This window comes from Acinetobacter tibetensis (assembly GCF_023824315.1).
Taxonomy (GTDB): Bacteria; Pseudomonadota; Gammaproteobacteria; order Pseudomonadales; family Moraxellaceae; genus Acinetobacter; species Acinetobacter tibetensis.
In genome coordinates this window covers 3225557-3250038 of the sequence record NZ_CP098732.1, presented here as the reverse complement: position 1 = coordinate 3250038, position 24482 = coordinate 3225557, and the positions used below count along the sequence as shown (strand labels likewise).

The following is a 24482-nucleotide window of genomic DNA, read 5'->3' as shown; positions in this document are numbered from 1 at the left end:
TTAAACTCATGGGGTCAAAATCGGCTCAAATTTCCGAGAAAACGGGGTTGAACTGCACCTTTCTATCAAATGAAGTGGTATTGATCAGGATGGTTTTGATTGCTAAGTGTTTAGGATCCTCACTTGAAATCACCAAGACGGGATGACTTATGCTTTATATGTCGAAAGTAAAATGCTGGTTTCAGTATTATAAATGCCAGAAATGGTTCGAATGCGCTCTAGGGTTTTATCAAAACTTTCTAAACTGTCCGATTTCAGCTCAACCAATAAATCCCATTTGCCATTGGTGGTATGCAGGGTATGTACCGAAGGATCAATTCTTAATTCTTTCACGACGGCACTGGTTTTGGTGCCTTCGACCATAATATTCATCCAAGCACGAATGGTGTTTTTCTCACTGCCCGGTTTTAAGCGGACGGTATAGCCCGTAATGATGCCACTCGATTCTAAATATTCGATTCGTTTCTGCACAGTATTCCGAGAAACGCGCACTTTGTGGGCAATATCGGTAATTGACATACGAGCATTGTCACGCAGTAAACCTAGAATTTGGCTGTCAGTATCATTCACTTTGATTTTCCAAATTATCATTTTGCTAAAATTTATTGCATTTTAATCAAAATTACAACTTTTTAGAGTCGTTTTGATTTTTCATACTATGTGTACTGGGTAGCACTCCAGTTGGAACAGCACCGAGCTGAGGCGGTGTCCAATAGATGGGGTGTTTCCTATTTTGAATGGATTGAATTAATTAAATTCTCAGAGGATAAAATAATGTCTTTGTCGTATGAAATGGAAAATAGTGGCGCATGGCAAACCTACCTTGCTCAGATTAACCGTGTAGCACCTTATCTTGAAGAAGACTTAATCCCATTTATCAATACTTTAAAGCGTCCAAAGCGTGCGCTTATTGTCGATGTACCTATTGTTATGGACGACGGTTCTATTCAGCATTTCGAAGGTTACCGTGTACAACACAATTTGTCGCGTGGACCGGGTAAGGGCGGTATTCGTTACCACCCAGATGTAGAACTGAATGAGGTCATGGCCCTCTCAGCGTGGATGACCATTAAAACTGCGGTATTAAATTTACCGTATGGCGGTGCGAAAGGTGGCATTCGAGTCGACCCGCGGAAATTGTCTCCACGTGAACTTGAACGCTTGACGCGTCGTTTTACCACTGAAATTAGCCCAATCATTGGCCCACAAACCGATATTCCAGCGCCAGATGTCGGCACAAATGCGGACATTATGGGTTGGATGATGGATACCTATTCCACGATCAAAGGTCATACCGTCACAGGTGTAGTAACGGGTAAACCTGTGCATTTAGGCGGTTCATTGGGTCGTGTACGTGCTACGGGTCGCGGCGTGTTCGTGACAGGTTTAGAAGTTGCCAAGAAAATTAACTTAGCACTTGAAGGCAGCCGTATTGCGGTTCAGGGCTTTGGTAACGTGGGCAGTGAAGCCGCATACCTCTTCCATAAAGCCAATGCGAAAGTGGTGTGTGTGCAAGACCATACAGGCACGATTTTCAACGCAGACGGTATGAATGTTAAGCAATTGCAAGACTATGTTGCGATTCATAAAGGTGTCGCAGGTTTCCCTGATGCAACGTTAATTGAAGATGAAGCGTTCTGGGCAGTGGAGATGGATATTTTAATCCCGGCTGCGTTAGAAGGTCAGATTACTCCTGAGCGTGCGCAAAAATTGACTGCCAAATTGGTGTTGGAAGGTGCCAATGGTCCAACTTATCCAGATGCAGAAGATATTCTTTTACAACGTCAAATCATGATTGTTCCTGATGTGCTGTGTAATGCAGGCGGTGTAACCGTGAGTTACTTCGAGTGGGTTCAAGACATGGCAAGCTACTTCTGGACTGAAGAAGAAATTAATGAGCGTTTAGACAAGCTCATGATTAAAGCGGTTGAAGACGTTTGGCATACAGCAGATGACAAAGATTGTAGCTTGCGTACCGCAGCGTACATTTTGGCTTGTGAACGTATTTTGAAAGCACGTAAAGAACGAGGAATTTTCCCAGGTTAAGGGAAAGTTTTGTGCCCTTCGGGGCACATTCAAGTAACAACAACATCAGATTTATTAAGGAAGAACAGACCATGAACCAGAATAGCCAACCTAATCGCCAAGATTTTAATCAGTATATGGTGCCTGTTTTTGCACCTGCTCAATTTATTCCTGTGCGTGGCGAAGGTTCTCGTTTGTGGGATCAGCAAGGTAAAGAATATATTGATTTTGCAGGGGGCATTGCGGTGAATGCGCTTGGACATGCACATCCAGTTGCAGTCAAAGCCTTAGTCGAACAAGGTCAGAAGTTATGGCATATCGGTAACGGTTATACTAATGAACCTGTACTGACTCTAGCAAAACAATTGGTTGAAAGTACCTTCGCCGATAAAGTGTTCTTTTGTAACTCTGGTGCAGAAGCCAACGAAGCGGCTTTGAAACTTGCGCGCAAAGTGGGCCTACTTTCAGGCTCTGCGCGCAAGAATAAGATTATTGCATTTAAAAATGCTTTCCACGGCCGTACGTTATTTACCGTATCGGCGGGTGGTCAACCGAAATACTCGCAAGATTTTGCACCTTTACCAGAAGGCATTCAGCATCTTCCATTTAATGATTTGGATGCAGCGCGTGCAGCGATTGATGCCGACACTTGCGCAGTGATTGTTGAACCGATTCAAGGTGAGGGTGGAGTCATTACTGCCGATCCTAAATTCTTAAAAGGTTTACGTGAGCTGTGTGATCAACACGGTGCTGTATTAATTTTTGATGAAGTACAAACAGGCGTGGGTCGTACTGGGGCGTTATATGCCTATATGAACACTGAAGTGACCCCAGACATTTTAACCACAGCCAAAGCACTCGGTGGTGGTTTCCCAATTGGCGCCATGATTACCACTGATAAATACGCGAATATGTATGCGGTGGGTGATCACGGTACGACTTATGGCGGTAATCCATTGGCATCTGCTGTAGCAAATGCCGTGTTTGGCTTTATCAACACCCCTGAAGTATTGAATGGTGTACGTACCCGTGCGCAAATCTTTGCCGAAGGTTTAAAGCGTTTGAATGAACGTTTTGGCTTGTTCGAAGAAGTTCGCGGTCAAGGTTTATTGATTGGCTGTGTACTGAAAGCGGAATATGCAGGTAAAGCCAAAGATATCGTCACCCTTGCAGGTGAAGAAGGCTTGTTGGCATTGGTTGCAGGTCCAAATGTCGTGCGTTTCACGCCATCTTTAATTATTCCAGAAGCGGATATTGAAGCAGGTTTACAACGTTTTGAGCGTGCGCTCGCACGTTTCGTTGGCGCGTGATAGGTCACCGCTGATGATGATTGTTAGACATGCAGAGCATCGAGATTTAGATGACATCTTCATTCTGGCGGGGAAGTCGGGCGTAGGTCTGACTTCTTTACCCCAAAATAAAGAGATCTTACTGGCTCGAATTGCACGCACCCAAAAGACCTTACAAGGTCAAGCTGCGCCAAATGAGCAAGGTTATTTATTTGTTTTAGAAGATACCCAGTTACAGCGCGTGGTCGGTGTGAGTGCGATTGAAGTTGCGGTGGGTTTGACAGAACCATTTTATAACTTTCATGTGGGCAAGCAAGTGCATGCTTCACAGGCTCTGAATGTTTATAAGGCTTTAAATACCCTATTTTTAAGCAATGACCACACGGGATGTAGTGAGCTGTGCACGCTGTTTTTAGATCCTGAGTACCGTAAAGATCAAAATGGCAAATTGCTTTCTAAAATCCGTTTTCTGTTTATCGCTGCATTTCAACAGGCGTTTCAAAATACCCTGATTGCAGAAATGCGTGGTTATTCCGATGAAAATGGTCGATCACCCTTTTGGGATGCCTTGGGTTATCACTTTTTCAATATGGACTTCTCCACGGCTGATTACCTGAGTGGTATTGGGCAAAAAGTCTTTATTGCGGAATTGATGCCTCGCTTCCCTGTGTATACCGATTTATTGCCATTGGCAGCACAGCAAGTGATTGCGCAAGTCCATCCTCAGACGGTTCCAGCTTCTCGTGTTTTAGAGTCGGAAGGTCTGCGCTATCAGGGGTATGTCGATATTTTTGATGCAGGGCCAACCCTCGAAGCCGAAGTGAAAAACTTACGTGCAGTCAAGGAAAGCCAGACCTGTGCTGTGAAAATCGTGAGCAGTTTGCCAGAAGCGACAGGTCGTTATTTGGTGGCGAATGACCGTTATCACGATTATCGCGCAATTTTAATTCAACATGCTGCGGATGCAGATAACTTAAGTTTAACGGCTGAACAAGCCTATGCGCTTGGCGTACAAGCGGGGCAAAGTATTCGTATGTTGCCTTTAGACAAGATGGAGTCAAAATAATGTCACAAGGAAATTTATATATTAATGGGACATGGTCTCCAGCGCAGGGTGCAGCATGGAACAAACTCGATCCAGTTTCTCAAGAAGTAATTTGGCAAGGTGCAGAAGCTACGGCTGAACAAGTGGAACAGGCTTGTCAGTCGGCACGTGCTGCCTTTGCTGCTTGGGCACGTCGCCCACTTGCAGAGCGTATTGAGGTGATTCATCGCTTTGCGAGCTTGCTAGAACAAAATAAACAACAGTTAGCGACAGTCATTAGCCGTGAAACCAGCAAGCCAATTTGGGAAACCTTAACCGAAGTTCAATCGATGATTGCTAAAGTGGTCATTTCGATTCGTGCTTACCATGAGCGTACAGGCGAAAGCGTAACGGAAATGGCTGATGGTGCAGCATCTTTGCGTCACCGTCCACATGGGGTATTGGCTGTATTTGGCCCATATAATTTCCCAGGTCACTTACCGAATGGTCACATTGTTCCAGCCTTAATCGCGGGCAACACCATTGTTTTTAAACCAAGTGAACTCACGCCGTGGACAGCAGAAGAAACCGTGAAGTTGTGGCATGAGGCAGGCTTACCAGCAGGCGTATTGAACTTGGTACAAGGTGGTCGCAGCACAGGTGAAGCACTGGCTCAATCCCATGAGATTGATGGCTTGTTGTTCACAGGCAGTGCCAATACGGGTTACCACTTACACAAGCAGCTTGCGGGCGCACCAGAGAAAATCTTGGCGCTGGAAATGGGTGGCAACAACGCATTAATTATTGATGAAATTACCGATATTGATGCAGTAGTGAATTTAACCCTCCAATCTGCCTTTATTTCCGCAGGTCAGCGCTGTACCTGTGCGCGCCGTTTGATTATCAAAAATGGTGCTGTAGGTGATGCTTTCATTCAACGTTTGGTTGAAGTCAGCCGTAACTTGGTGGTGGGTCAGTGGGATGCACAGCCACAACCGTTTATGGGGGGCGTGATTTCATTGCATGCTGCACAGCAAATTTTACAAGCGCAACAACGTTTAGTGGATTTGGGCGCTGAGGTGTTATTGCCTGTGACTCAAGCAGATGCCAACAGCAGCTTGTTAAGTCCAGGTTTATTGGACGTTACAGGCATTAACAATGTGCCAGATGAAGAATATTTTGGCCCATTGAGCTGCATTTATCGTTATGACCATTTTGATGAAGCTGTAGCCCTTGCAAATGCAACACGTTTTGGTTTGTCAGTAGGTTTAGTTTCACCAGATCGTGAACTGTTCGAGCGTTTATTGATTGAAGCGCGTGCAGGCATTGTGAACTGGAATAAACCATTAACAGGCGCTTCAAGTGCCGCGCCATTTGGTGGTGTTGGTGCATCAGGGAATCATCGTGCCAGTGCCTTCTATGCGGCAGATTATTGCGCATGGCCAATGGCATCATTAGAAAGTCAGCAGGTAAGCCTACCTGAAAAATTATCGCCAGGCATTGTGCTGTAAGTCGACAAAAAGGGAGTTTAGAAATGTCAGGCTATGAAATTAATTTTGATGGTTTAGTCGGTCCAACGCATCACTATGCGGGATTGTCTTTTGGAAACGAGGCCTCGACCAAAAACCAAAATAATCTTTCCAACCCAAAGTTGGCTGCCAAGCAAGGTCTGTTAAAGATGAAAGCTTTGGCCGACATGGGCTTAAAGCAAGGTGTATTTGCACCGCAAGAACGCCCACATGTGCCCACTTTGCGCAAATTGGGCTTCCGCGGGGATGACCATAGCGTGATTGAACAAGCGATGCGTACCTCGCCTGCATTATTATCCGCTTTGAGTTCTGCGTCGTGCATGTGGACAGCCAATGCGGCAACGGTTTCACCGTCGGCAGACAGTGCAGATGGTCGTGTGCATTTTACAGCGGCAAACTTGAACAACAAATTCCACCGTTCCATCGAGCATGAAACGACATCGCGTGTTATGGCGGCAATGTTTAATGATGAGCGTCACTTTGCTCATCATGAAGCTTTACCACCTGTGGCGTTGTTTGGCGATGAAGGTGCCGCGAACCATAACCGTTTAGGCGGTGCTTATGATCAAGCCAGCGTACAAGTGTTTGTCTATGGTCAGCAGTTCCTTGGCGGTGGTATTGGCCCGAAACACTATCCTGCGCGTCAGTCGCGTGAGGCGAGTGAAGCAGTAGCACGTTTACACCAACTCAAAGCAGAACAAACCGTTTTTGTTCAGCAGCATCCCGATGTGATTGACCAAGGGGTCTTCCACAACGACGTGATTGCGGTGAGTAACCAAAACGTCTTGTTCCATCATCAACATGCATTTTTAAACCAATCGGAAGCTTTGGCTGAAATTCGTGAAAAAATGGCGCGTTTGGGTCAAGACTTCGTGTCCATTGAAGTGCCTGATCAGCGTGTTTCAGTGAAAGATGCGGTGAATACCTATTTATTCAATAGTCAATTACTCACGCGTGCCGATGGCGGTATGAGCATTGTGGTGCCTGAAGAATCGCGTCAAAACCCAGCGGTATGGAGCTACTTGAACGACATGATTCAAATGGGTACCCCAATTGATGACATTAAAGTCTTCGATTTACGTGAAAGTATGCGTAATGGCGGTGGTCCTGCATGTTTACGTTTGCGTGTTGCAGTGAATGAAGCAGAACTGAATGCGATTAATCCGAATCTGTTTATGAATGATGCCTTGTTTACCCGTTTAAACACGTGGGTAGATCAATACTACCGTGACCAGTTGGCACAGCAAGATTTGGCTGACCCGCAATTATTGATTGAAAGCCGTACTGCGTTAGATGAGTTAACGCAAATTTTAGGCTTGGGTTCGGTATATCACTTCCAGCGTTAATTCACGAGTAAGGACAGCAGAAGATGGATTTTTTAAGTAGTGTGTTAGAGCAAAAAGTAGCTGCTTCAACCCGAGGCATACAGGACAATTTTAGCTGGGAATGGTTGGCTGAAGGGGTACTGTCTTTTACGCCTCAACAGGCTTATGAAAAAGCCATTGTGCTGTCCGCGGGTGTACATGGCAATGAAACTGCGCCAATCGAGTTATTGGCGCAGCTCAGTCAGGATTTATTTGCAGGTGCGTTACAGCTCAAGGTCAAATTAATGTTGATCTTGGGCAATCCTGTCGCGATTCGTTCAGGTCAACGCTATGTTGAAAATGATATGAACCGCATGTTTTGTGGTGCACATCAGCAATTTGCAGAAACCTTTGAAGCGAAGCGTGTAGCGGAGCTAGAGCAGTTGGTGGCAGATTTCTTTCAATCTTGCCCTACGCAGGTTAAACGCTATCACTATGATTTGCACACAGCAATCCGTCCGTCTTTGCTTCCGACGTTTGCTTTATTTCCTTATCAAACCCATCGCTATGATGCGGTCATGTTGGAATGTTTAAGTGCTGCGGAACTGGATGCCTTGGTATATCACAACACGGCAGGTCGAACTTTTACTCACTATACCAGTTCAAGATTTCAGGCAGCGAGTTCAACCCTTGAGCTTGGTCATGCCAAACCTTTTGGTCAAAATGATTTGGCAGCATTTGCTGCAATTAATCAAGTTCTACGTGCGGTAGTGACAGAACAACTTTTACCTGCACGCCAAAAGTCAGCAATTAAAAACTTTCGTGTCGTCGATTCGATTATCAAAACTGAAGATGACTTTCAGCTTAATCTTGCCGATTCTGCCCCCAATTTCTCGATGTTCCAATCGGATGCAGTGATTGCCCTACAACAGGGCAAACCTTATGTGATTGCACCAGAACAGGTCTGGATTTTATTTCCAAATACCCAAGTGAAAAAAGGCTTAAGGGCAGGCTTGATATTAACTGAGCTTCGTGCGTGATTATTCGTCTCGATTTATTAAATATGATGATGGTGGTTTATCGAACTTAAATCGTTAAATTAATTTTCAATGGAATTGAATATATGGATATTGTGAAAAATATTAATGCAATATTTACATCCAGTGATTATGGGTTCGCTTCTAATCAGTGGATAAACTTGCGTCATGTTTTTATTAAGCTGCTGTTTTTTAATACTAAATTAATAAATTTGGTATAGATTTTGCAATCTGTGTCGTAATTATTTGATCGCTGTTTTTATTTTAAAGATGCGATTAAATAATAAAATTAATGTTATTGAAAAATAATATGTAGCTTAATTTTGGATAGATATGAAATAAGTGAATATTTTATGTCAGTCCCGTATTTGCATCTTTTTTGGATGTGAATTGGAGTAAAAACATGATGAATGGAAAACAGACCCATCAACAAAAAGAGCCTTTAGAAGGTGATTTACTGGGTGGACATCATTACGAGTCAGTTGAGGAAGAACAACTGCAACGCTCACTGACCAATCGCCATATTCAGATGATTGCGATTGGTGGTGCGATAGGTACAGGTCTCTTTATGGGGTCGGGCAAGACACTAGCGGTGTCGGGGACTTCGATCATCTTAACTTACCTCATTATTGGCTTCTTCTTCTTCTTCGTCATGCGTGCGATGGGGGAATTACTGCTTTCTAATACCAATTACAAATCTTTTGCAGACTTTGCAACGGCTTATTTGGGGCCGTGGGCAGGCTTCTTTTTGGGTTGGTCGTACTGGCTCAGTTGGATTGTCACCGCAATTGCGGATGTGATTGTGATTGGAGGTTATGCACAGTTTTGGTATCCCGATTTACCCGCATGGATACCCGCCTTCACCTCTATTGCCATTTTGACTTTGTTGAACTTTGTCGCGGTAAAACTATTTGGTGAAGTGGAGTTCTGGTTTGCCTTAATTAAAATTATCGCGATCATTATGTTCCTCTTGGTTGGCGTCTACCTGATTACGATTGGTTTTGTTTCTCCAGATGGTGTGAAAGCGTCTTTGGCCCATGTGGTCGAGAAAGAGTCACTGTTCCCTTATGGTCTAACGGGCTTCTTGGCTGGTTTCCAAATTGCGGTATTTGCCTTCGTCGGGATTGAATTGGTGGGTACCACAGCAGCAGAAACCAAAGATCCGCATCATGCTTTACCACGCGCGATTAATTCAATTCCATTACGTATTTTATTATTCTATATCGGTGCTTTGGTTTGTATTATCGCAGTCACTTCGTGGTCGCAGATTTCTCCAGACAAGAGTCCATTTGTTGAAATGTTTACTTTAATTGGTTTGCCTGCGGCAGCCAGTATTGTCAACTTTGTCGTGGCTACCTCTGCCATGTCTTCTGCGAATAGTGGTGTGTTTGCCACCAGCCGGATGTTGTTCGGTTTAGCGGTAGAAAAAGATGCACCAAAAAGTTTTGCAAAATTATCGAAAAGCAAAGTGCCTGTATTGAGCTTAATGTTCTCGATGTTCTGTGTGGTGGTCGGCACTTCAATTCTGTTCATTGTGCCTGATGTCATGACGGCATTTATCATCATTTCAGCCTTTACCTCGATTTTGTGTATTTTCACCTTTGCTATGATTATTTTGTCGTACTTGGCTTATCGCAAAAAAGCGCCTGAACTGCATGAACAGTCGGTGTATAAAATGCCGGGTGGCCGTTTTATGGCATGGTTTACCTTGTTGTTCTTAATTTTTGTGGTGGCGATTTTGGCGCTCGATCATGACACCATGATTTCTTTGGCCTTCTCTCCAATCTGGTTTATTGGATTGGGTATTGCTTATTACTATAAAACGAAAAAATATGCAGAGCGTAACTGGATTTTGACCCATGGTCGCCGCATTGAACAGGATGAAATGCCAGAAAATAATTAATGAAGCGTGAGAGGGTATTGCCCCTCTCTTTTTATAACGACGAAGAGGGATTTGTCTTGAAAAAAGTAACATTATTGACATGTATGTTGGGGGCGGGGCTACTGAATATCAGTAGCACGATGGCGGCACCTTTATTGACGCCACATCTTTCAGCGACACAGGCAGCGGCACCACAAGCCAATGCTTGGGTTGAAATTAATGTGCAGACCTTTGAGCAGAATATTCAGACCTTACAACAGCAACTACAGGACAAAAGCCAGATTTGTGCGGTCATGAAAGCCGATGCTTATGGTCACGGTATTCAGTTGCTCATGCCGAGCATTATCAAGTTGAATGTGCCCTGTGTCGGCATTACCAGTAATGCCGAAGCCGCGATGGTGCGCCAGTCGGGCTATCAAGGTCGCATTTTAAGACTGCGTGCAGCCACCGATCAAGAAATTCAAAATGCAGCTTCACTCAAGATGGAAGAATTATTCGGAAACTATGAGCAAGCGCAGCGTATTTCCACTTGGGCGAAACAGCAAGGGATTACAGTTGCCTATCATTTGGGTTTAAATGCAGGTGGGATGGATCGAAACGGTTTAGAGTTAAACAGTGAGCAAGGCAAACAACAAGCACTGCATATGACCAAACTGCCAAATTTAAAGTTGGTCGGCATCATGACGCATTATGCTGTAGAAGATCAAAAATATGTGCGGGAACATTTAGCTGTGTTTAATCAACAAGCCGACTGGTTGATTAAAAAAGCCAAACTCAAGCGTGAAGATTTAACCTTGCACACAGCCAATTCATTTGCCACTTTAACAGTGCCAGAGTCACATTTAGATATGGTCCGTGCAGGTGGCGTGATTTATGGCGACAGTATTCCTGATCGGGTGGAATATAAGAAGCTGATGACTTTTAAAACCCAAGTAGCTACAGTGAATGCTTATTTAAAAGGTACAACTGTGGGTTATGACCAGACCTATACTTTAAAGCGTGATTCATTATTGGCGAACTTGCCAATGGGCTATTCGGATGGTTACCGTCGTGCCTTTAGTAATAAAGCCTATGTGCTGATTCGTGGACATAAAGTTCCTGTGGTCGGGCGTACTTCCATGAATACCACTATGGTGGATGTTACTGATTTTCCAGATATTCGTGCCAGTGATGAAGTGGTGTTGTTTGGTCAGCAAGGCAATGAAAGCGTCAAGCAAAGTGATTTAGAAGAATACAATGGTGCTTTGCTGGCAGATGTCTACACCATGTGGGGCAATTCCAATCCTAAAATTGTGGTGCGATAAATTCGCCAAAATACCTTGAAGTAATGTATTGCCCCCTGCATCCAGTAGGGGGTAATTTTATGGGGTATCGATCAGATGTTTTAATGAAAGGCATCTGTATTCGTATGGATCGTTGATAAGCCTTGCCTGCAGAGCAGTTTTTGACATCAAACTCATATATGCCACGGAGTGATGCAGGCGGTTCTGAACTTTGGCTAAGTTTTTTATCATAGGTCAGAATAGGACCTGCGCCCAAAGTTCGATCTTGAAAACCATTGAATCGATTTGCCAGATCACATTCATCACCGCTAGTTTGTTCGATCCAGCCAGACACTGTACCGAGACCTCAACCCTCGTCACTCACTTCACCACAACGTTTAAACCCTGTTAATTTATCTCGGTGGTCCTTTAAGGGCGGTGTGAGGGGTAGTTTTTAGTTGTGGTTGTTTTTTTTCGTGATGTGGCATGTACCCACTAGAACTTTACCGTGATGCAAAAATGCTTTTAAAACACAGGCAACGGCTATTTGGGTGCAAAAGTTTTGAGTGGGCTATTTTCTAGAAGATTGCTGGTGAATCAGATCAATTTTGTAAAAAATTGGCGAGCTACTTGAATGAAAAATGGATTATTCAAATTTTAATTTTAGCCATAAAAAAGCCCTAATCTTTCGACTAGGGCTTTTTTGAATCTGGAGCGGGAAACGAGACTCGAACTCGCGACCCCAACCTTGGCAAGGTTGTGCTCTACCAACTGAGCTATTCCCGCATATTGAGCAGTTTTTTCTAAAACTTACACTAAAAAATTTGGAGCGGGAAACGAGACTCGAACTCGCGACCCCAACCTTGGCAAGGTTGTGCTCTACCAACTGAGCTATTCCCGCATGCCGTGTATAATACAGTATGAAAAATGATGGTCAATATGTTTCTGAAAAAACTTGTATCAATTGCATAAAATAAAAGCATTTTATGCCAGATTTTCTAAAAATATGGGCTTGTAGCAGTAAAAGTTGTGAGTGAATACAAAACATCAGGGTAGAACCGCTATACTGTAAGTCAGTTAAAAGATAAAGGCAGATCCTCATGAGCTTAGAATTACAACTGCGCGACCGCTTACAACAATTGGCACCAATTTATCTAGAAATCGTAAATGAGTCTGCGGGACATGGTGGTTATTTCCCAGGCAAAGAGTCACATTTTAAAGTGGTGATTGTCAGTGAAGCCTTTGATGGCTTACGTTTAGTGCAACGTCATCAGAAGGTTTATGCTGCTGTAGGTGATTTATTGGCACCGAGTCGCATCCATGCATTAGCCCTGCATGCCTTTGTAGAATCGGAATGGCAGGGACAAGACACTTCAAGCCCAGAATGTGCACATGCACCTAAGCATTAAGGATATTGGCTGGTTATGGATGCTCAAATGTTGTTAATGCTGCATTGGTTGGCTGTTGTACTGGCGGGTGTGGCAATTGTGATTCGCGCGCGGAGTTTATTTTCGGGAACCGAAGGTAATTTGCCGAATCCATCTGCACGTACATTCTTTGTGGCTTTTCAGCACAGTGCTATGACCTTGTTGATTTTGACGGGTGTTGCCTTGTTGGTGATGAAAGGTTTTGATGTACAGTCTTGGTTTTATGCCAAAATCATTCTGTTTTTAGTGCTTTTGTCTTCTTTAAGCAAAGCCTATAAGAAGCAGGATCAGATTGTCTTGGCGCAACGCCGTGCAGGCTTGTTTTTAGCCGTAGTGGCGTTTATTGCAATTTTAGGCTTGGTGATGATTCAGCCAAATTTTGGTTGATTGTCAGACATTTTCGATAGCGATAAAAAAATGATCGATTACACTGCTTAATGATCATAGATAAAAATTGAGGGAGGGGGGAATATGCGGACACGTGTGGTGTTTAATCAGAAAGGTGGTGTGGGCAAGTCGAGTATTACCGTCAATTTGGCTGCGATTAGCGCGTATCAGGGATTGAAGACACTGGTGATTGATTTGGATCCGCAAGCCAACTCCAGTCAATATTTATTGGGTGATGATGCCACCTATTCGGTTGATAAACCTGCATTAGAACCGAATATTGAAAACTACTTCGATGACGTTTTGGGGACAAGTCAAAGTAAAGCTGGGCTATTAGGCAATGCGATTGGATCTTTATTAAAGAATCGCCCCAAAGGTCTGGAAAGTTATGTGCATCAAACCCCGTTTAAGCACCTGGATGTTATTCCTGCAAGTCCAAGTTTAGGGGCTTTGGCCTATGCTTTAGAAGCCAAACATAAAATTTATAAATTACGGGATGCCTTAAAGTTACTCGAAGGTAAATATGACCGTATCTATATTGATACACCCCCTGCATTTAATTTCTTTACTTTATCTGCATTAATTTCGGCAGATCGCGTGTTAATTCCATTTGATTGTGATGTGTTCTCGAAACGTGCCTTACAAAGCCTGATTGAAAATGTGATTGAAACCCAAGATGATCATAATGACCAATTGGAAATTGAAGGTATTGTAGTGAATCAGTACCAAGCGCAAGCTAAACTACCTCGCGAAGTGGTGCAGCAATTGAAGGATGAGGGGCTGCCTGTATTGGAAAATATGTTGCCGCCTTCGGTACTGATGAAAGAATCCCATCATCAGAACCAGCCATTAATCTATTTGGCGAAAGATCACAAATTGACGCAGGCCTATCTTTCATTGTTCAATGAAATTGAGCAAAAATAAGATTGAGAAAAGTTATGAAAAAAATTGCTTTATCTATCCTTGCAGCAAGTAGTGTATTGCTTGCAGCGTGCGCAACTACGGTCAAACCGACCTATGTTTCTCCAACGCAATATCAGTCTTTGAACTGCCAACAGCTACAGGCAGAATATGACCGAATTCAGCAATATTTAAACCAAGGTGTTTCTGTGGCAAAACGTACAGGTGTTGGTGTGGGTGTTGGCTTGGGTGGCGGTTGGAGTCACGGTGGTGGCTGGGGCTTTGGTCCAAGTGTTTCATTAAATATGGGACAGTCTTCAAATACCAAAAAAACCGAAATTTCACGTTTGATGGGGCAACAGGATGCGATTGTGCAAGCTGCACAGTTTAAAAATTGCCCCATTAAGGTGGTTCCAAGAACTTAAACCAGAAGAATCTCACCCTCTAGCGAAAAGATTGAAAAGCGCTAGAGGATGAAAGTTTTTCAAAATATTTCAAAAATAATGATAATATAAACAGTATATTAGATTGTATTAACAGTTGAATCTAACCTATTGTGTCTCGATTTAGACTGGGCTTGGCTTGTTGTTTGGGGCAGCTTTCAGATAAGGTGTGCAACAATTTGCATTTGAGTGATAGGTTTTGATGATTGAGAGTTGGCTGTTTGTTTTTGCAATGATTGCAGTGTTTCTGATACCGGGACCAACCAATGCATTACTGGCAAGCTCTGCTCATCAACAAGGTGTGACTAAAACCAGTTTACTTATTCCAGCCGAATTATTGGGCTACATTTATGCAATTAGTTTGTGGTCGCTGTTTATCCATTTGACCAGTCCAGTCTGGCCGCATTTGATTACTTTGCTGCATGTGTTGAGTGCGTTGTATGTGTTTTGGATCGCATTCCATTTATGGAAGTCGACACATCTGCAATCACATCATCAAAAGCATCCTCATATTCGTCCACATCAATTGTTTTTTTCAACGCTCAAAAACCCCAAAGCACTGCTTTTTGCCGCAGGAATTTTACCGTTAGAAATGTGGAACAGTAGTTTGAGTGCAGGACTGGTATTTTTGGTCTTTTCTTTAATTTTGGTTCCAGCCGCATTGTTTTGGATGGTCTTTGGCAAGGCTATTTTGGCAGGGAATTTAAAGCCAATAAAAGCCGATCATTTGTATAAAGGATCGGCCATGTTATTGCTGATTTGTATGTTACCTGTGGTGATGCGCTTCTTTTAAGCCTTCTTTTTTGCTAATTTCTGGCGAATAAAACCAATAATACCCGGCAAGACACTGATTATAATAATCCCGAAGATGAGGTGAGTGAAATTCTCTTTCACAATAGGCATGTTGCCAAATAAATAACCGAGTGTAACGAACGAGGCAATCCAGCAAAAAGCACCAATTAAATTATAGGTTAAAAAGAATTTATAATTCATTTGTCCAGCACCTGCGACAAAGGGCGCGAAGGTTCGAGCAAAAGGCACAAAGCGTGCAAAAATAATGGTTTTACCACCATGCTTTGCAAAGAATTTTTGTGTATTAATCAGATGTTGTTTATTAATAAAACGTGAATCAATTTCAAATACCCGTGGCCCAATATATTTGCCAATATGGTAGTTCAGGGTATCGCCCAGTACAGCAGCAACGAACAGCAAAATGCCCAATACCCAAGGATCCATGGCTCCTGTAGAAGCTGCTAGCGCACCCGCAGCAAATAACAAGCTGTCACCCGGTAAAAATGGCATGACCACCAAACCCGTTTCGACAAAAATAATTAAAAATAAAATAGCGTAAATCCAGACCCCATAATTTGTAATAAATTCGAGTAAATGGTCATCTACGTGTAAAATAAAATCAAGGAGTTCCATGGGGTAAAACATCGCGAAAATGTAGCCAAATCCTAGCAGCCCATATACGGAAAGTCAGTATAAAAACGTAATTAATTTTAGCGATCTATCGTTTCAAATATAAAACGATAAGTCTGAAAATAAGTATTTATTCTATAATCATTAAAAACTAAGCTGTGCCTATCCACAAGATTAAGAAAAGGTTCAATTATGTTTAATCCCAATGTTGTTGTGAAAAATATCGTGACTCAACCTGCGTTTGATAACGCCGTGAGTTTAATCGCCCGTGCGCTCCTCGCCTATATCTTTTTGGTTGCAGGTTGGGGAAAACTCACCGCTTATAGCGCAACGGTGGGTTATATGGAGGCGATGGGTGTACCTGGTGCGCTACTTCCCTTAACCATCTTGGTTGAGTTTGGTGGTGGTTTAGCGCTGTTTTTTGGTTTTCAAGCGCGCTTTGCTGCTTTAGGCTTAGGTGTTTTTAGTATCATCACTGCTTTCATTTTTCATGGCGGTGCGGAAGATGCCATTAACTTTATGAAAAACTTTGCCATGGCGGGCGGTTTGTTTTTCTTAATGCTGCATGGTGCAGGTAAATTGAGTCTAGATGCCCTCATTGAAAAATAAGATATCTAAATTATTTGCCGTGGGGTTACTAAATCCTATTGCGATTCACAAGCACCGACAAATTCGGTGCTTTTTATTTAAACATTTGTTTTGTAAATATATTTATTGATTGTCCAAATAGTGTGCTTAATATAGGGAAAAATGTTAGAATATGGCGCTTATATTCGCTTGCCTATTATAGTTGTTTGTCATGACTACCAATTCTCAAATTACTGAAGATCGTATCCTTATTTTGGATTTCGGCTCTCAATATAGTCAACTTATTGCACGTCGCGTACGCGAGGCGGGCGTTTATTCTGAAATGTATGCCTACGATATGTCTGAAGAAGACATCCGTGCGTTTAATCCAAACGGTATTATTTTATCGGGTGGACCAGAAAGTGTGCATGAAGAAGGCAGTCCACGTGCACCGCAAGTGGTGTTTGAATTAGGTGTACCTGTATTGGGAATCTGCTACGGTTTCCAAACCATGTCTGAACAACTCGGTGGTAAGGTTGAAGCGGGTACAGTACACGAATTTGGCTATGCTGAAGTTGATATTCAACAGCGTGACCATCTCATTGGTCAACTTCAAGACCGCGAAAACCAATTACATGTGTGGATGAGCCATGGCGATAAAGTCAGCCGTCTACCAGAAGGTTTTGTAACCACAGCCAGCACACCGAGCTGCCCATTTGCTGCGGCATCTGATGAAAGCCGTCGCTTCTATGGCGTACAGTTCCATCCTGAAGTAACGCACACTGCAAAAGGTGCAGAGTTATTGGCTAACTTTGTACACAAAATTTGTGGTTGTGGCGGTTTATGGACACCAGAACACATTATTGACCTTCGTGTAGAGCAATTACGCCAACAAATTGGTGATGAAAAAGTTCTCCTTGGTTTATCTGGCGGTGTCGATTCATCTGTCGTTGCAGCGTTATTGCACAAAGCAATTGGCGATCAGTTGACCTGTGTATTTGTTGACAATGGTTTACTTCGTTTAAACGAAGGCGATCAAGTCATGCAAATGTTTGCTGAAAACATGGGTATCCGTGTGATCCGTGCCGATGCTGAAGAGCGTTTCTTGACTGCGTTGGCGGGTGAAGTTGATCCTGAGAAAAAACGTAAAATCATTGGGCGTGAGTTCATTGCGGTCTTTGCTGAAGAAGCACGTAAACTTGATGGCGTGAAATTCTTGGCGCAAGGGACGATTTACCCAGACGTGATTGAATCTGCTGCAAGCAAACAAGGTAAAGCACATGTGATTAAATCACACCACAACGTGGGTGGTTTACCAGACGATTTAGAGTTTGAATTGGTTGAGCCATTACGTGACTTGTTTAAAGATGAAGTGCGTAAATTAGGTACAACTTTAGGCTTGCCGCACAGCATGATCTACCGTCATCCATTCCCAGGTCCAGGTTTGGGTGTGCGTATTTTGGGTGAAGTGAAAAAAGAATATGCGGATATTCTTCGTCTTGCGGACGACATCTTCATGCAAGAGCTTCGCGACAGCGGTTGGTATGACAAGACTGCGCAAGCATTTGCAGTATTCCAACCTGTGAAGTCTGTTGGTGTTGTCGGTGATGGTCGTCGTTATGCATGGGTCATTGCACTGCGTGCGGTTGAAACTGTGGATTTCATGACGGCTCGTTTTGCACACTTACCGTATGAATTGGTCGACAAAATCTCGACGCGTATTATGAATGAAATTAAAGATGTATCACGTGTTGTATACGACGTGTCATCTAAGCCACCAGCAACGATTGAGTGGGAGTAAATTGGGGCTTTCTAAAAGCGGTAGCTTTTAGCCAAATTTACGCCAAGCGCTCTGCGCGTGGCAGAATAGAATGATTTAAGAAAGGGCGCTTAGGCGCTCTTTTTTTATTTTAGATTGTGCAAAATCATCATGTTAATTGTAGAAAATACAATGTCACTCCTAACAGATAATCAATAAATGCTTCTGATCGTAATAAACGCATTTTATTGATCATCGAATTTGGACTGGGTGTGCAAATTGAAAGAAGTTTTCATCTCTATAAAATAGACCAAGATCGGTTTGATGAAGATAATTTTTAAGGACGCTTAAGCGTCCTTTTTTATTACTTGGGATTCAGATCCATTTTTAACAAAAAAATAATTCACATTTAAAACAAGATTTTCAGTTCATAAGAACGAGGAATTGTTGCTTTAAGATATATAAAGATATATCTTAATAAATATAAATTCATCGATAACGCGAATAATCATCATGAAACATGGTTCTCATCCAGACTATGAGTCTTACGCCCATCATTCAGAACGCCCACATGGTGGACGTCGTGGTCGTTTATTTGAAGCTGGTCGTATGAAACTGCTGGTGTTGTACCTGATTGCCCAAGCTCCAAAACATGGTTATGAGCTGATTAAAGATATCAGTGAGTTGGTGGGCGGGGGATATAGCCCAAGTGCGGGCACCATCTATCCGACTTTAATTTATTTAGAAGATATGGGTTTTGTTCAGGTGCAACTGACAGAAGGAGATCGTAAGCAGTTCTATATTACGGATGCAGGAAAAGCACATTTAAAAGAACAGCATTCCGTGATCCAACAGCTATTAGAGAAGTTGGAAACCAAGCGTGATATACAAAGTAAAGATGAATTGATGGATATTCATCGTGCGATGGAAAACTTAAAAACTTCACTACGTTTAAAACTAAATGCCAAATCTGTTGATGCAGAAACCGTACGTCAAATTGCTGCACAAATTGATGTAGCTGCCGTGGCAATTAGTCGACTTTAGGATCTCGGGCTTGGATATGCAAAGTCAGGAATTATTGAGACAGGCACATTTATAAGCCTCTTTAGCCCGAACATCCATTTTGCAGCAATTATTGGATGCCACAACAGCATGTAGTGCAGAACGGCTGTATTTGCAGTTGCAACAGCAACAAAGCGGTTTGAGTTTGGCCACAATCTATCGTGTACTGACCGAGTTGGAGTAAGCACAATTGATTGAGCGGCAATACCATCAGCGTGCCAAAGCCAGTTTTGTAATGCATCAGCAACAAACGCAGTTTCAAATTTTAGATTTGCAAACTGGGCAAATAAAAGCTTTTGAACATGACAATTTATCTAAATATCTAGAGCAGTTGGTCGATGCTATGCAACAGCAGTTGGTGAAAGTTGAACTCACTTTGCATATGTAACTCAAATCAGAATATGAATCGAATATATCTAGAGGAAAATAAAATGAAACAGCATCAATATCATATTACAGTACAACATCTTTGTGATGCCAAGGGGCAACCATCAACCTATACTGAGAAATTGGCTTTTAATGTCGGCAATCATGATGATATTTTGGCCATTGTCGAGCGTATGCAACAGGTAAAATTATTTGATGCAGAAGCAACCGCGGCATTTGCAGTCGGTTTAAAGTTGTTTGGTGAAACCCTGTTGGAGAATCGACAGCATCCACTGTTCGAGCAGTTATTGCCGCAGTTCGGGCAGTTTATGAAACATCTTAAACAGACCTTGGCACAACAGCGCACGGTTCAAGAGGAAGAGAAAAATAATCTGGGACTGCCTTAGACTTCATTGGGTAAAGAATCAAAACAGACCACTTGATTGCGCCCATTCTGTTTGGCGCGATAAAGGGCAACATCGGCCTCTTTAATCAACAGGTGTAAATCGACATCTTTAGGATCAAGCCGTGATACACCAATCGAAATAGTGAAATGAAGTTGAATATTATTGCCAATATATACCGTAGAAGATTCAATTTTTTGTCTTAATCGGTTGGCAATCATCATGGCATCTTCCAGTGAAGTTTCAGGAAGAAGCGCAACAAATTCTTCACCACCAAAACGTGCCAAGACATCTTCACGACGCATTTCTTTGCGCGCGATTTCTGCAATATTTTGTAGAACTTGATCGCCAATGTCATGACCATGGCTGTCATTGATGCGTTTAAAAAAGTCGACATCAAACATGAGTAAACAAATGGATTGATATTGCGGCCATTGATGGATTTTTTGATCTGCAATCAATTCGAATTGGCGACGGTTATTTAATTGAGTCAGTTCATCGGTATGTGCCAGTTCACGCAACATATGACGATCCCATTCTTCGAGCATAGAGCGTAGAAAGGTGCGGCGGGCATTTAAGGTGTTATTCCAACTGATATAGAGGCTAAAGATGAGAATGGGAATATAAACCAGTAAAAAGATAATCGTTTGTTGCGCACTATTATCAAGATGTATGACGCCAGAAATAATGACAGCACTGATGAGTAAGGCGGTTAAAACTGAAGGTCGAAAGCGGACTTGAATAGATAAACAACCCAACAAGATAAAAATGACCGAAGCATATTGATAAAAATAAACACTCGAGTTGTCGGATTGATGGAGTAGCCAGAACCATACTGTGGCAGCAAAGGCACTCGAGATCGGCAGTAATAAGTCTAAGGTCAGAATATTTTTACAGTATTTAAACATGACCCAATTCAGTAGCATAAAGCTCAGCACTGCGCTTGTGCGTGCTATGCCTGAAATATAGACAATATCGGGCAATAAAAACCAATCTGCAAAAAAATAACAAAGAAAGGACAGTTGTGCTAAAAAATTAATTTGTCTTAAATGGTGTCGTTGATGCACGTTCTGATAACTGTAATAACACTCCTCAAATTGCGGAGGAAGGGGAGCATTGTGGTCTTGTAATGCACTCACGATTGCTGCACGATTTTCAGGTTCGCATAATTGGGATGGTAAAATGTAATTATTTTCAGGGGTATGCTGAATTTTATTGCGGTTTTCTAATTCAATGCTGTGCTTATGACTCAATTCAGCCTGTCCATCTCCTCCTTTAATCATAGGCTACTGCTCCATTGTATCTACAATGTATTCTTATGAAATAATAAACATTAATCACAGTTTTGTATATAAAATGCACACTTTTCATTAAAATAGGTATGTAAAGCCAAATTCTTTGTTCTTGTTCATATTTTTTCATTTTATTAGATAAATGCGATGTCATTATATAGACAGCCGTATTTTATTGTATGGAATTTTTATCTTACAGATAAAGATTTGCATGCAAATCTTAAATTGAACTGGTCGTTTGCAGATGTTATCGCTATGCTGATGGTATTGGAAAAACATAATTTAGGATAACAATATGACCAATAGTAACTATATTGAACTCTCAGATTCAGACGACTGCGAAAAATATATTAACCAATTTATTCAAGAGTTTCCTTTACGTTCAGCAGAAATCGGCCAAGGGACCATTATTAAACGTGCCTTGCCTAGTCGACACAAACGTATGATCGGAGCATGGTGCTTCTTGGATCATGCTGGTCCAGTTAGCTTTCCGCAAGGGGATGGTTTAGATGTAGGGCCGCATCCACATATTGGTTTGCAAACCTTCACATGGATGATTGAAGGTACGATGATGCATACCGATAGTTTAGGATCAAAACAGTTGATTCGCCCCAAACAAGTGAATTTGATGACTGCTGGATACGGTATTTCTCATACCGAAGTTGCCCCTGCGACAGAAACCCATATGCATGCAGCACAACTCTGGATTGCTTTACCTGATGACAAGCAGAATATGGCGCCGCGTTTCGATCATTATCCAGAATTACCCACTTTAGAGCAGGATCAAGTTGAGTTTACAGTGTTGGTGGGCGAGTTCTTGCAGGTGGTTTCCCCTGTAAAAGTTCATACGGAGCTGTTGGGTGTCGATATGAGAGCTTCTGTTTCTACCTCGACGCGTTTGTCACTTAATCCTAAATTTGAATATGGCTTTTTGGCATTGGAAGGTACTGCGGTTATCAATGGTCATGAATTAAATGATGACAACATGTTGGCACTAGAGCCTGGTGTAACCGAAATTACCGTGGAATTGCATGAGGGTGCGCGTATTCTGCTGCTTGGGGGAGAACCCTTTGAGTCTGCAATTTTGTTGTGGTGGAACTTTGTAGGACGCACCCAAGACGAGTTGCAGCTAGCACGTGAACAGTGGGTCAATCAAGATGAGCGCTTTGGCAATATTCCTGATTATGATGGACCACGTTTGGAAGCCCCTATTTTCCCAGACAAAATGAAAGCATCAAAATAACAAAGGAACAATAAGATGAGTATTATTGCGCAAGCACAAGTTCGAACGCGGTCAGAGCCTTGGTTAGGCGACATCTCAAGTGGGACACATCATTTTCTCACCGATAAACCTGCCTCATTTGGGGGGCAAGATTTGGGGCCAGCTCCCTACGATTTTATTTGTTCAGGTTTGGTGTCATGTACCATGATCACGCTGCGTATGTACGCACAGCATAAGCAAATTGATTTGGGTGATTTTAGCGTGGAAGCCGAGTTTCATGGCAATAAGGATGGGCAGGAATGGATTGAGCGTCGGTTATCTTTTCAGCAGCCTTTATCAGAAGCATTGCAACAGAAAGTCCTTGAGATTAGTGAAAAGACCCCTGTCACCAAAACTTTGTTGCGTAGTTTAGAAATACACACTCGCCTGATGTAATCAGGCTTTTTATATTCAGGAGAATTGCTGAGGTTAAGCAATTGTCCGATATTGGTAAATTGAGGCTAGGGCATGATTACCTTACATCATTTGGAGCAATCCCGCTCTTTTCGCATTTTATGGGCTTTGGAGGAGTTAAATCTGAGTTATCAAATTCAGTTTTATCGACGTTTAGCAACGCTTGCTGCACCACCTGAATTAAAGCGGGTACATCCTTTGGGTAAGGCCCCTGTTTTAACGGATGGAGAGGAAAGTATTGCTGAATCTGCTGTGATTTTAGAGTATTTGCAAGAACAGTATGATGCACAGCAACAGTTCAAACCACAGGATCATGCCAATAAACAACAATACCGTTATTGGATGCATTATGCAGAAGGCTCATTAATGCCGCTGTTGGTGATGCAGTTGGTGATGAGTAATGTACCGCAGCATGTTCCTTTTCTGATTAAGCCTGTCGCGAAAAAAATTACCGCGGGAGTGAAAGCAGGATTTATTCAACCGCGTTTAAAAGATCATGTGCAATTTTTAGAAAGCTATTTGGCCACCCATGATTATTTTGCGGGTACGTTCTCTTTTGCAGATATTCAGATGAGCTTTCCTTTGCAGGCATTAGTGTCGAGAACTCAGGGGAAATATCCTCATATCCAAGCCTTTATCCAGCGTATTGCTGAGCGTCCTGCATTTGCACGAGCGAAAAGTAAAGAGCAGGCTTTATAATCATGCAAACAACAAAAAAGATGCCGAAGCATCTTTTTTGTTGTTGCTTAGCGTTTGACCACAATAGAGTCGATTCCACTATGCTGTAAGGTTTGTTGTGCAATGACGGCTGCTTCTTGTGAGTCATAAGGCCCAGATACCACACGATACCAAGTTTTACCCCCTTCAACAGTTTTCACCACATCGGCAGATAATCCATTCAAGATAATTTCAGCACGACGTGCATCGGCACTGTCAGGATCTGGGTAGCTACGAACTTGTAAAATATAGCTTGGTGTACGTTCTGCTGGTGTTGGATTGATTTGAGCTTCTGTCGCATCAGTGGCGGTGCTGCTTGCTGCTTGTTCTGCTTGAGGGGCTTCCACAATCACCACAGTGCCTGAATCTTTATTTTCAGGAATAGCCTGTTCAGGAATCGGGGTGACTTGTTGTTGTGGCAACAAATCGTAAAAACGATAATCCTTGTTGGTGTCTTCTTGATAGTGTTCAGACGTGACTTGGTTTTTGGGTTGAACAGGTGCCCACGGTTTCCACAGCATTAAAGCAACTGCAAAACTGAGTACGATGAGAATAACCACAAGCGTACCTAACCACGCTGGAATCAGCGGTTTCTTCGGTTTATTGGGTCGTTCTGAAACACCGCGTTGCGTTTTTCCAAACACGTGGAAACCTCTTTTCTTCTAATCAATACGAGGGACTGATCCATTCTTTTCTTTATTTGAATATT

Annotated in this window: 26 protein-coding genes and 2 tRNA genes; 22 read left to right on the top strand and 6 right to left on the bottom strand. The window is 42.6% G+C overall.

The features are described from left to right. Positions 1 to 147 precede the first annotated feature (147 nt). A complete protein-coding gene (locus tag M5E07_RS15655; protein ID WP_416253329.1) occupies positions 148 to 591 on the bottom strand; it encodes an Lrp/AsnC family transcriptional regulator in 444 nt (147 codons plus the stop codon). Between the two features lie 180 nt (positions 592 to 771). Between M5E07_RS15655 and M5E07_RS15650 the strand changes: the two genes are divergently transcribed. The 8 genes from M5E07_RS15650 (at position 772) to alr (ending at position 11394) form a co-directional block, all read left to right on the top strand. Next, positions 772 to 2046: a Glu/Leu/Phe/Val family dehydrogenase gene (locus M5E07_RS15650; protein ID WP_171304984.1), complete on the top strand. Its 1275-nt coding sequence runs from the start codon at positions 772 to 774 to the stop codon at positions 2044 to 2046. Positions 2047 to 2117: 71 nt separating this feature from the next. Continuing rightward, positions 2118 to 3335 carry a bifunctional succinylornithine transaminase/acetylornithine transaminase gene (locus tag M5E07_RS15645; protein WP_252220591.1) on the top strand — a complete coding sequence of 406 codons (1218 nt, stop codon included), beginning with the start codon at positions 2118 to 2120 and terminating at the stop codon, positions 3333 to 3335. 13 nt (positions 3336 to 3348) lie between these two features. Further along, positions 3349 to 4380 (top strand): arginine N-succinyltransferase, encoded by a 1032-nt coding sequence (astA, locus tag M5E07_RS15640; RefSeq protein WP_116762684.1) that lies wholly within the window; start codon positions 3349 to 3351, stop codon positions 4378 to 4380. Continuing rightward, positions 4380 to 5849, top strand: a complete 1470-nt coding sequence (gene astD, locus M5E07_RS15635) for a succinylglutamate-semialdehyde dehydrogenase (protein WP_252220589.1) — start codon at positions 4380 to 4382, stop codon at positions 5847 to 5849. The genes astA and astD overlap by 1 nt, the downstream gene beginning before the upstream one ends. 23 nt (positions 5850 to 5872) lie before the next feature. Next, positions 5873 to 7213, top strand: a complete 1341-nt coding sequence (astB, locus tag M5E07_RS15630) for an N-succinylarginine dihydrolase (protein ID WP_252220587.1) — start codon at positions 5873 to 5875, stop codon at positions 7211 to 7213. Between the two features lie 23 nt (positions 7214 to 7236). Continuing rightward, a complete protein-coding gene (astE, locus tag M5E07_RS15625) occupies positions 7237 to 8211 on the top strand; it encodes a succinylglutamate desuccinylase (protein ID WP_252220585.1) in 975 nt (324 codons plus the stop codon). A 400-nt stretch (positions 8212 to 8611) separates the two neighbouring features. After that, complete coding sequence (locus M5E07_RS15620) at positions 8612 to 10111, top strand: amino acid permease (protein ID WP_252220583.1); 1500 nt, start codon at positions 8612 to 8614, stop codon at positions 10109 to 10111. An 83-nt stretch (positions 10112 to 10194) separates the two neighbouring features. Continuing rightward, a complete protein-coding gene (alr, locus tag M5E07_RS15615) occupies positions 10195 to 11394 on the top strand; it encodes an alanine racemase (protein ID WP_252223862.1) in 1200 nt (399 codons plus the stop codon). 668 nt (positions 11395 to 12062) lie between these two features. On the opposite strand, the gene M5E07_RS15610 is transcribed toward alr, so the two are convergent. Together M5E07_RS15610 and M5E07_RS15605 are read right to left on the bottom strand one after the other, a co-directional pair. After that, a tRNA-Gly gene (locus M5E07_RS15610) sits at positions 12063 to 12138 on the bottom strand. Between the two features lie 39 nt (positions 12139 to 12177). Further along, positions 12178 to 12253, bottom strand: a tRNA-Gly gene (locus M5E07_RS15605). 199 nt (positions 12254 to 12452) lie between these two features. Here M5E07_RS15605 and M5E07_RS15600 point away from each other — a divergent pair. The 5 genes from M5E07_RS15600 (at position 12453) to M5E07_RS15580 (ending at position 15302) form a co-directional block, all read left to right on the top strand. Further along, positions 12453 to 12761, top strand: a complete 309-nt coding sequence (locus M5E07_RS15600) for a BolA family protein (protein ID WP_116762698.1) — start codon at positions 12453 to 12455, stop codon at positions 12759 to 12761. Between the two features lie 15 nt (positions 12762 to 12776). Next, a complete protein-coding gene (locus M5E07_RS15595) occupies positions 12777 to 13166 on the top strand; it encodes a SirB2 family protein (RefSeq protein WP_116762700.1) in 390 nt (129 codons plus the stop codon). An 84-nt stretch (positions 13167 to 13250) separates the two neighbouring features. After that, a complete protein-coding gene (locus M5E07_RS15590) occupies positions 13251 to 14090 on the top strand; it encodes a ParA family protein (protein ID WP_252220581.1) in 840 nt (279 codons plus the stop codon). Positions 14091 to 14104: 14 nt separating this feature from the next. Continuing rightward, on the top strand, positions 14105 to 14491 hold the full coding sequence (locus tag M5E07_RS15585) for a hypothetical protein (protein ID WP_252220579.1): 387 nt from the start codon (positions 14105 to 14107) through the stop codon (positions 14489 to 14491). 220 nt (positions 14492 to 14711) lie between these two features. Next, positions 14712 to 15302, top strand: a complete 591-nt coding sequence (locus M5E07_RS15580; RefSeq protein ID WP_116762706.1) for a LysE family translocator — start codon at positions 14712 to 14714, stop codon at positions 15300 to 15302. On the opposite strand, the gene M5E07_RS15575 is transcribed toward M5E07_RS15580, so the two are convergent. After that, complete coding sequence (locus M5E07_RS15575; RefSeq protein WP_116762708.1) at positions 15299 to 15934, bottom strand: DedA family protein; 636 nt, start codon at positions 15932 to 15934, stop codon at positions 15299 to 15301. The genes M5E07_RS15580 and M5E07_RS15575 overlap by 4 nt on opposite strands. Positions 15935 to 16123: 189 nt before the next feature. Between M5E07_RS15575 and M5E07_RS15570 the strand changes: the two genes are divergently transcribed. The 6 genes from M5E07_RS15570 (at position 16124) to M5E07_RS15540 (ending at position 20092) form a co-directional block, all read left to right on the top strand. Continuing rightward, positions 16124 to 16540 (top strand): DoxX family protein, encoded by a 417-nt coding sequence (locus tag M5E07_RS15570; RefSeq protein WP_252220577.1) that lies wholly within the window; start codon positions 16124 to 16126, stop codon positions 16538 to 16540. A 190-nt stretch (positions 16541 to 16730) separates the two neighbouring features. Continuing rightward, entirely contained in the window at positions 16731 to 18299 is a 1569-nt protein-coding gene (guaA, locus tag M5E07_RS15565; RefSeq protein WP_131262710.1) for a glutamine-hydrolyzing GMP synthase, read from the top strand. Between the two features lie 471 nt (positions 18300 to 18770). Continuing rightward, positions 18771 to 19301, top strand: coding sequence for a PadR family transcriptional regulator (locus M5E07_RS15555; protein WP_252220575.1), 531 nt, complete (start codon positions 18771 to 18773; stop codon positions 19299 to 19301). A 79-nt stretch (positions 19302 to 19380) separates the two neighbouring features. Further along, the gene (locus M5E07_RS15550; RefSeq protein WP_252220573.1) at positions 19381 to 19503 is read left to right on the top strand and encodes a transcriptional repressor; all 123 of its coding nucleotides are present in this window, start codon (positions 19381 to 19383) and stop codon (positions 19501 to 19503) included. 6 nt (positions 19504 to 19509) lie between these two features. Beyond that, entirely contained in the window at positions 19510 to 19707 is a 198-nt protein-coding gene (locus M5E07_RS15545; protein WP_252220571.1) for a hypothetical protein, read from the top strand. Positions 19708 to 19750: 43 nt separating this feature from the next. After that, positions 19751 to 20092, top strand: a complete 342-nt coding sequence (locus M5E07_RS15540; RefSeq protein WP_252220569.1) for a DUF3861 domain-containing protein — start codon at positions 19751 to 19753, stop codon at positions 20090 to 20092. Here M5E07_RS15540 and M5E07_RS15535 read toward each other — a convergent pair. Continuing rightward, positions 20089 to 21372, bottom strand: a complete 1284-nt coding sequence (locus M5E07_RS15535; RefSeq protein ID WP_252220567.1) for a GGDEF domain-containing protein — start codon at positions 21370 to 21372, stop codon at positions 20089 to 20091. The two genes, M5E07_RS15540 and M5E07_RS15535, sit on opposite strands and share 4 nt — an antisense overlap. 304 nt (positions 21373 to 21676) lie before the next feature. Between M5E07_RS15535 and M5E07_RS15530 the strand changes: the two genes are divergently transcribed. The 3 genes from M5E07_RS15530 to M5E07_RS15520 all read left to right on the top strand — a co-directional run bounded on the left by M5E07_RS15530 (position 21677) and on the right by M5E07_RS15520 (position 23755). Next, on the top strand, positions 21677 to 22624 hold the full coding sequence (locus M5E07_RS15530; RefSeq protein WP_252220565.1) for a pirin family protein: 948 nt from the start codon (positions 21677 to 21679) through the stop codon (positions 22622 to 22624). Positions 22625 to 22639: 15 nt separating this feature from the next. Beyond that, entirely contained in the window at positions 22640 to 23038 is a 399-nt protein-coding gene (locus M5E07_RS15525) for an OsmC family protein (RefSeq protein ID WP_116762724.1), read from the top strand. Between the two features lie 72 nt (positions 23039 to 23110). After that, a complete protein-coding gene (locus M5E07_RS15520; protein ID WP_252220563.1) occupies positions 23111 to 23755 on the top strand; it encodes a glutathione S-transferase in 645 nt (214 codons plus the stop codon). A gap of 47 nt (positions 23756 to 23802) precedes the next feature. Here the strand turns inward: M5E07_RS15520 and M5E07_RS15515 are convergent, their stop codons facing one another. After that, complete coding sequence (locus M5E07_RS15515) at positions 23803 to 24417, bottom strand: SPOR domain-containing protein (RefSeq protein WP_116762728.1); 615 nt, start codon at positions 24415 to 24417, stop codon at positions 23803 to 23805. Positions 24418 to 24482 lie beyond the last annotated feature (65 nt).

Coding starts and splice junctions, on each gene's coding strand:
- M5E07_RS15575 (WP_116762708.1), bottom strand. CDS start 15,934: ATGGAACTCCTTGATTTTATTTTACACGTAGATGACCATTTACTCGAA.
- M5E07_RS15645 (WP_252220591.1), top strand. CDS start 2,118: ATGAACCAGAATAGCCAACCTAATCGCCAAGATTTTAATCAGTATATG.
- M5E07_RS15655 (WP_416253329.1), bottom strand. CDS start 591: ATGATAATTTGGAAAATCAAAGTGAATGATACTGACAGCCAAATTCTA.
- M5E07_RS15620 (WP_252220583.1), top strand. CDS start 8,612: ATGATGAATGGAAAACAGACCCATCAACAAAAAGAGCCTTTAGAAGGT.
- M5E07_RS15535 (WP_252220567.1), bottom strand. CDS start 21,372: ATGATTAAAGGAGGAGATGGACAGGCTGAATTGAGTCATAAGCACAGC.
- M5E07_RS15540 (WP_252220569.1), top strand. CDS start 19,751: ATGAAACAGCATCAATATCATATTACAGTACAACATCTTTGTGATGCC.
- M5E07_RS15585 (WP_252220579.1), top strand. CDS start 14,105: ATGAAAAAAATTGCTTTATCTATCCTTGCAGCAAGTAGTGTATTGCTT.
- alr (WP_252223862.1), top strand. CDS start 10,195: ATGTTGGGGGCGGGGCTACTGAATATCAGTAGCACGATGGCGGCACCT.
- M5E07_RS15520 (WP_252220563.1), top strand. CDS start 23,111: ATGATTACCTTACATCATTTGGAGCAATCCCGCTCTTTTCGCATTTTA.
- M5E07_RS15530 (WP_252220565.1), top strand. CDS start 21,677: ATGACCAATAGTAACTATATTGAACTCTCAGATTCAGACGACTGCGAA.
- M5E07_RS15555 (WP_252220575.1), top strand. CDS start 18,771: ATGAAACATGGTTCTCATCCAGACTATGAGTCTTACGCCCATCATTCA.
- M5E07_RS15525 (WP_116762724.1), top strand. CDS start 22,640: ATGAGTATTATTGCGCAAGCACAAGTTCGAACGCGGTCAGAGCCTTGG.
- M5E07_RS15595 (WP_116762700.1), top strand. CDS start 12,777: ATGGATGCTCAAATGTTGTTAATGCTGCATTGGTTGGCTGTTGTACTG.
- astB (WP_252220587.1), top strand. CDS start 5,873: ATGTCAGGCTATGAAATTAATTTTGATGGTTTAGTCGGTCCAACGCAT.
- M5E07_RS15570 (WP_252220577.1), top strand. CDS start 16,124: ATGTTTAATCCCAATGTTGTTGTGAAAAATATCGTGACTCAACCTGCG.
- M5E07_RS15580 (WP_116762706.1), top strand. CDS start 14,712: ATGATTGAGAGTTGGCTGTTTGTTTTTGCAATGATTGCAGTGTTTCTG.
- guaA (WP_131262710.1), top strand. CDS start 16,731: ATGACTACCAATTCTCAAATTACTGAAGATCGTATCCTTATTTTGGAT.
- astA (WP_116762684.1), top strand. CDS start 3,349: ATGATGATTGTTAGACATGCAGAGCATCGAGATTTAGATGACATCTTC.
- M5E07_RS15600 (WP_116762698.1), top strand. CDS start 12,453: ATGAGCTTAGAATTACAACTGCGCGACCGCTTACAACAATTGGCACCA.
- astD (WP_252220589.1), top strand. CDS start 4,380: ATGTCACAAGGAAATTTATATATTAATGGGACATGGTCTCCAGCGCAG.
- astE (WP_252220585.1), top strand. CDS start 7,237: ATGGATTTTTTAAGTAGTGTGTTAGAGCAAAAAGTAGCTGCTTCAACC.
- M5E07_RS15590 (WP_252220581.1), top strand. CDS start 13,251: ATGCGGACACGTGTGGTGTTTAATCAGAAAGGTGGTGTGGGCAAGTCG.